Source organism: Mycobacterium sp., from assembly GCF_036273375.1.
Lineage (GTDB): Bacteria > Actinomycetota > Actinomycetes > Mycobacteriales > Mycobacteriaceae > Mycobacterium.
In genome coordinates this window covers 21,441-27,524 of record NZ_DASUHS010000279.1, presented here as the reverse complement: position 1 = coordinate 27,524, position 6,084 = coordinate 21,441, and the positions used below count along the sequence as shown (strand labels likewise).

The following is a 6,084-nucleotide window of genomic DNA, read 5'->3' as shown; positions in this document are numbered from 1 at the left end:
CAGGTAGTCGGCGAGGCTGGCAGGCATCTTGCCGGGCTGATAGAAGAAGTCGAACATGGTGGCAAGCAGCGGCGCCGGGATCACGCCGTAGACGTTGACGTTGAATCCGGGGCCCGAACCAACCACTTCACCCAGCTCGGTGGCGTAGGTGGGCAGGCGCTTGAGGGCCTCGGTGATGTAGTCGCGGCGCTCGTTGAGGTTGGACAGCACGTCGTTGAGCTTGTTCAGCGCCGGACCGAATTCCTTGCGGTTGTCGGCGACGAAGCCGGAGATCTGCGTCGAGAGACCCTGGATCCCCGAGATCAGCTGGGCCAGGGCGCCGCGGCGTTCGTCGAGGGCGGCGAACAACTCGTTACCGTCATCGACCAGTTTGTTGACCTGCTCTGCGCGCTGGGACAACACGCCGGTGACCGACTTGGCATGCGCCAGTAGGCTTTGCAGCGCCTCGTCGCGGCGGTCCAGGGTGCGCGACAGCGAGGTCACGCCGTCCAGCGCACCACGCAGCTGCGGGTTGGCGTCGTGCAGCGTGTCGGTCAGCACGTTCAGCGCCTTCTCGAACTGCGGCTTGTCCAGGTTGTTGGCGTTCTGACCCAAATCCTCGAGCGCGCCGGCGAGCGTGTACGGCGTCGTCGTGCGGCTGAGCGGGATGGCCGTCGCCTTGCCGCCGCCGGCCGGGGTCACCGAGATGGAGCGCTCACCGAGGATGGTGTCGGTGCGGATCGCGGCCAGCGATTGATCACCGACGGTGACGTGGCGGTCGACGCTGAAGCTGATCTTGGCGCTGTCGCCGGCCAAACCCACCGAGGTCACCTTGCCGACCTTGAAGCCCGAAACGTAAACGGCATTGCCTGGATTGATGCCGCCGGCGTCGGTGAAGTAGGCGTCATAGATCTTGCCCTGCGGCCAGAACGGTAATCCGGCGTAGCCGAACGCAATGAGCACGACGCAGACCACCAGCACCACGCCGAAGATGCCGGTGCGCAGTGGATCGCGCTCACGCCTTGCGTTACTTGGCAAAAGCGCACCTCCCCTTGCTGGGATCCACCTGGCCACCGAGCGGCAGCAGGATGTCGCTACCGGCCGGGCCGTTGATCTTGATCGTCACGGAGCAGAAGTAGATGTTGAAGAACGACCCGTAGGCGCCGAGCGCGGACAGCCGCAGATAGTCCTCGCCCAGCTGCTCGACGTCGTTGTTCACCTCGGCCTTGCGGTTGTCCAGCTCGGTGGCCAGCGGGCGGGTGTTCTCCAAGATGCCCTGCAGCGGCCGGCGTGAATTCTTCAGCAGCTCCGTCAAATCCGTCGTGGTCGACGCCAGCGGCGGGATGGCACCGGCGATGTCGTCCTTGTGCTGGGCCAGCCCGGTGATCAGTTGTTGGAGCTGGTCGACGCTGGTCGAGAACTGCGCGCTGCGTTGGTCCACGGTGGTCAGCACGGTGTTGAGGTTGTTGATCACGTCGCCGATGAGCTGGTCACGCTGGCCCAGCGCCGAGGAGAATGCGCTGGTGTCGGCCAGCACGTTGGACAACGCTCCGCCCTGGCCCTGCAGCAACTGGATGACCGCGCCGCTGATGGTGTTGACCTTGTCGGCGTCGAGGCCTTTGAGCACCGGTCGCAGTCCGCCCAGCAGCGCGTCGAGATCGAGTGCGGGCTGGGTGTGTTGGCTGTTGATCGTCGCGCCGGCCGCCAACTTTCGCAGCTCGCCGGGGCCCGACGTGATCTCCAGGAATCGGTCGCCGACCAGATTCTCGTACCGGATCACCGCGCGCGTGGACGAGTAGAGCGTGTAGCGCTTGTCGACTCCGAACTTGACGTCGATGGTGTTGTCGGCGTTGAGCTTGATGCCCGACACCGCGCCGACCGGCACCCCGGCGATGCGCACCTTCTGGCCGGACTTCAGCCGCGATACGTTGGTAAACGTTGCGTGATAGGTGCTTTCGGGACCGAACCGGAAGTCACCGAACACCACCACCAACCCCGCGGACACCAAGAGCATGGCGACCGCGAAGATGCTGACCTTGATGATCATCTCGCGGTGCGACGGCATTCCCGAGCTGGCCGCCATCAGAAGTCATCCCGTTCCGCGAATGCGCCGTGGAACAAGAACTGCAGCGTGGAGGGTGCGTCGAATTGCAGCTCGGTGAACGGCTCGTACGGGATATTGGCGTTGTCGGTCACCAGGAACGGCGCCCGGTAGAACGATCCGCCGGTCTGCTTGGTCGGGATGTCGGGCAATCCGCGGCAGTTCGGGCCGCCGGAGGCGTTCACGATCGGCAGCGATTCCGGATAGGTGTATGACGGCGCTCCCAGCACGAAGCTCGACGAGGTGAACAGGCCGGCCTTGCGGACACCCAGCAGTGGAGCGAATTCCTTGATACCGCGCTCGATTCCGGCGAACAGGCAGCCGAATTCCGGCGAGTAGTCGGCGGCCACCTTGAGCGGGGCCCGTAGCCGGTTGATGGTGTCGATGAAGTCCTGTTCGGCCGGCGCGAGGGTGTCATAGGCGTTGTTCGACAGGCCGATGGTGGCCAACAACGTGCTGTCGAGGTTCTTCTGCTGATCCACGACGGTCTTGTTGATCGTTGGCAGGTTGTCGACCACGGTGGTCAGGTCCGGTGCGGCGTCGGCGTACACGTTGGCCACCACCGCGGTCTTGCGGAAGTCCTCCTGCAGCGCGGGCAGCTTCGGGTTTGCCTGGCGCGTCAGTGTATTCAAGCCGGACAGGATGCCGCCCAGGTCGTCGCCGTGGCCGCGCAGGCCTTCCGCGAATGCGCTCAACGTGCCGTTGAGTTCGACGGGGTCGATCTTGTGCAGCAGGTCCATCAACGACTGGAACAAGGTGTTGACTTCCAGCTGCACCGAAGAGGCCGCCACGTGCGCGTCCGGACGCAGAGACGTCGGCGAAGACGCCTGCGGCGGAATGAATTCCACCGACTTGGCGCCGAAGATGGTGTTACCGGCGATGTGCACCGTCGAGTTGGAGGGGATGAAATGCATGTCGTCGCTGTTGATACCCAGCGTCAGCCGCGCCTGATCACCGGAAAAGTCGATGGTTTCGACCTTGCCGATCTGGATACCTCGGTATTTGACCTTGGCGCCCTTCTCCATCACCAGCCCGGCCCGGGGCGCCGACACCGTGACGTTGTCGATCGACGCGAAGGCCGCGGTGTAAGAAAGATAGGTCAGCACAGCGAAAGCCAACAGCAGGCCGGCCAGCACTGCTGCTGCCAGCCGGACGGGTGTGCGTCGCGCGTCTGTGTTCGCCATGTCCCTTTTAAGCGGTCCTCTTATCCGGAGAGGTTGAAGTTACCGGACGCCCCATACACAGCGAGCGAGATGAACAAAGTAATAACGACCACCACGATCAGCGAAGTCCGCACGGCCTGGCCAACCGCAATCCCAACTCCGACCGGACCGCCGTGGGCGTTGTAGCCGTAATAGGTATGGACGAGCATGACCGCGATGGACATCACGATCGCCTGCAGGAAGGACCACAACAGATCGGACGGAATCAGGAACGTATTGAAGTAGTGGTCGTAGAGGCCTTTTGACTGCCCGTTGATGTACACCGTGGTGAAGCGGGCCGCGAAGAACGCGGCCAGTACGGACAGCGAGTACAGCGGGATGATCGCGATGAGGCCGGCGATCAGGCGGGTTGATACCAGGTAGGACACCGAGTGCACCGCCATGGATTCGACGGCGTCGATCTCCTCGGAGACTCGCATGGCTCCCAACTGGGCGGTGGCACCGGCACCGATGGTGGCCGCCAGCGCGATGCCCGCGATCACCGGCGCGACGACCCGAACGTTCAGGAACGCCGACAGGAATCCCGTCAGCGCCTCGATGCCGATGTTGCCCAGCGACGAATACCCCTGCACGGCAATGACACCGCCGGAGGCCAGGGTCAGGAAGGCCGCCACACCGACCGTGCCGCCGATCATGACGAGAGCTCCCGCCCCCATCGTCATCTCGGCGATGAGCCGGATCGTCTCCTTGCGGTAGCGGGTGAGCGCGTTGGGGACATACCGCATGGTCTGCCCGTAGAACAACGCCTGCTCACCGAAGTCATCAACCGGCTCTTGCAGCCGGGCCGCGATATTGCGCAGCCGGTATGTGAAGTCATAGCTCATGCGTGCTCGTCCGTCCCATCACTTCGCCGTGATTCGCACGCCGAGGGCGGTCATCACCACATTGATCACGAACAGACAGATGAAGGCGTAGACCACGGTTTCGTTGACCGCGTTACCGACGCCCTTGGGCCCACCCTTGACGGTCAGGCCGCGGTAGCAGCCCACCAGGCCGGCCATCACGCCGAACAGCAGCGCCTTGACCTCGGCCAGCACCAGCTCACGCAGCCCGGTCAGCACGGTCAATCCGTTGATGAACGCGCCGGGATTGACGCCCTGCAGAAAGACGGAGAATACGTACCCGCCGGAAAGACCGATGGCGCATACCAATCCGTTCAGCAGCAGGGCCACCACCGTGGAGGCCAGCACGCGGGGCACGACGAGCCGCTGGATCGGGTCGATGCCCAGCACCCGCATCGCGTCGATCTCCTCGCGGATGGTACGGGCGCCGAGGTCAGCACAGATCGCGGTGGCACCGGCGCCGGCCACCACGAGCACGGTCACCACCGGACCCAGCTGGGTGATGGTGCCGAAGGCCGTCCCGGCGCCCGACAGGTCCGCGGCGCCGATCTCGCGCAGCAGGATGTTGAGGGTGAAAGCCACCAGGACGGTGAACGGGATGGATACCAGCAGCGTGGGAACCAGCGACACGCGCGCGATCATCCACGTCTGATCGAGGAACTCGCCGAATTGAAACGGCCGGCGGAAAGCCGCCCGGCCGGTGTCGATCATCATTTCAAAGAATCCGCCGACGGCGCGGGCGGGAACCGCAAGTTGTTCCCTCAACGCGGTTCCCCCCTCGGTTTGGTCTCGGCGAAGTCTATGTGTGGCCTTTGCGTCGTCTACGGTCGCACGTGGCTCGGTGTGAGCCGGATCATATTAACTCAGAACAAGTTCACCGTGTCAATGAACATGATTTCTTTATCCGAACTGTAATTTGCCAGGTCAGAAGCACTTGGCACGTGTCAAACTGACACACGTTCTACCTGGTGATTCCGCCAAATCAACCAGGTTCGGTGGCTATTGCTCCATCAGCGCGCCGGCGGAAAAATTGTGCTCAGGATCACGGCCAGCAAAGTAATCCTGCAGTGTCGAACTCAGCTGCGCAGGGTCCCAAGCGGCGCCGTCGGCGCTGAATTTGCGCTCCACGGTCGGCGCAGCGACCAACGTCACCTGTGGACCGTAGACGATGAACACCTGACCGTTCACCTCGGCGGCCGCCGGGGAGGACAGGAACTTGACCAGATTGACCACGTGCTCGGGTGACAACGGGTCGATGTCGCCCGCTTTTACCTCGGGTGCGTCGCCGAAGACGTCGGCCGTCATCGCGGTGCGCGCCCGGGGGCAGATGGCGTTGGCGCACACCCCGTAGCGGCCCAACGCCCGTGCGGCCGTCAGGGTCAGCGAAATGATGCCCGCCTTGGCGGCACCATAGTTCGCCTGCCCGACCGGCCCGACCAGGCCGGCCTCCGAAGCGGTGTTGACGATGCGCCCGAAAACCTGGCCGCCGGCGCCCTTGGCCTTGGAACGCCAGTAGGTCGCTGCGTTGCGGGTCAGCAGGAAGTGACCGCGCAGGTGCACGGCGATGACGAGATCCCACTCCTCGTCGGACATGTTGAACAGCATTCGGTCGCGCGTGATCCCGGCGTTGTTGATCACGATGTCGAGGCCACCCAGTGAGTCGGCCTGAGCAACCAGTTCGTCGGCGGTGGCGCGTTCGCTGATGTCGCCGGCCACGGCGACGGCCTTCGATCCGGCGGAGTTGATTTCGTCGATGACGCCGGAGGCATCCAATGCCGCGGCGATGTCGTTGACGACGACGGTTGCGCCCTGGCGGGCCAGGCCGAGCGCCTCGGCGCGTCCCAGGCCCGCGGCCGCACCGGTCACCACCGCGACCTTTCCGGAGAGATCGGTCGCGTTCGTGCTGCTAGTCAATTTATGAATACCTCTAGTTTCTCAG

At 64.0% G+C, this 6,084-nt stretch carries 6 protein-coding genes; all 6 read right to left on the bottom strand.

The genetic code is table 11. The features are described 5' to 3' along the window. Window positions 1–1,017, bottom strand: a 1,017-nt coding sequence (locus VFW69_RS24795; RefSeq protein WP_526505643.1) for a virulence factor Mce family protein, incomplete at its 3' end; no start/stop codon positions are given. Beyond that, window positions 1,007–2,062 carry an MCE family protein gene (locus VFW69_RS24790; protein ID WP_526505641.1) on the bottom strand — a complete coding sequence of 352 codons (1,056 nt, stop codon included), beginning with the start codon at window positions 2,060–2,062 and terminating at the stop codon, window positions 1,007–1,009. The genes VFW69_RS24790 and VFW69_RS24795, both read right to left, overlap by 11 nt. Further along, on the bottom strand, window positions 2,062–3,264 hold the full coding sequence (locus VFW69_RS24785) for an MCE family protein (protein ID WP_526505639.1): 1,203 nt from the start codon (window positions 3,262–3,264) through the stop codon (window positions 2,062–2,064). Before VFW69_RS24785 ends, VFW69_RS24790 begins: the two co-directional genes overlap by 1 nt. A gap of 20 nt (window positions 3,265–3,284) precedes the next feature. Further along, window positions 3,285–4,127, bottom strand: coding sequence for an MlaE family ABC transporter permease (locus tag VFW69_RS24780; RefSeq protein ID WP_526505637.1), 843 nt, complete (start codon window positions 4,125–4,127; stop codon window positions 3,285–3,287). An 18-nt stretch (window positions 4,128–4,145) separates the two neighbouring features. Continuing rightward, complete coding sequence (locus VFW69_RS24775; protein ID WP_526505635.1) at window positions 4,146–4,910, bottom strand: MlaE family ABC transporter permease; 765 nt, start codon at window positions 4,908–4,910, stop codon at window positions 4,146–4,148. A 234-nt stretch (window positions 4,911–5,144) separates the two neighbouring features. Next, window positions 5,145–6,059, bottom strand: coding sequence for a 3-oxoacyl-ACP reductase (locus VFW69_RS24770; RefSeq protein ID WP_526505633.1), 915 nt, complete (start codon window positions 6,057–6,059; stop codon window positions 5,145–5,147). Between the last annotated feature and the right edge of the window lie 25 nt (window positions 6,060–6,084).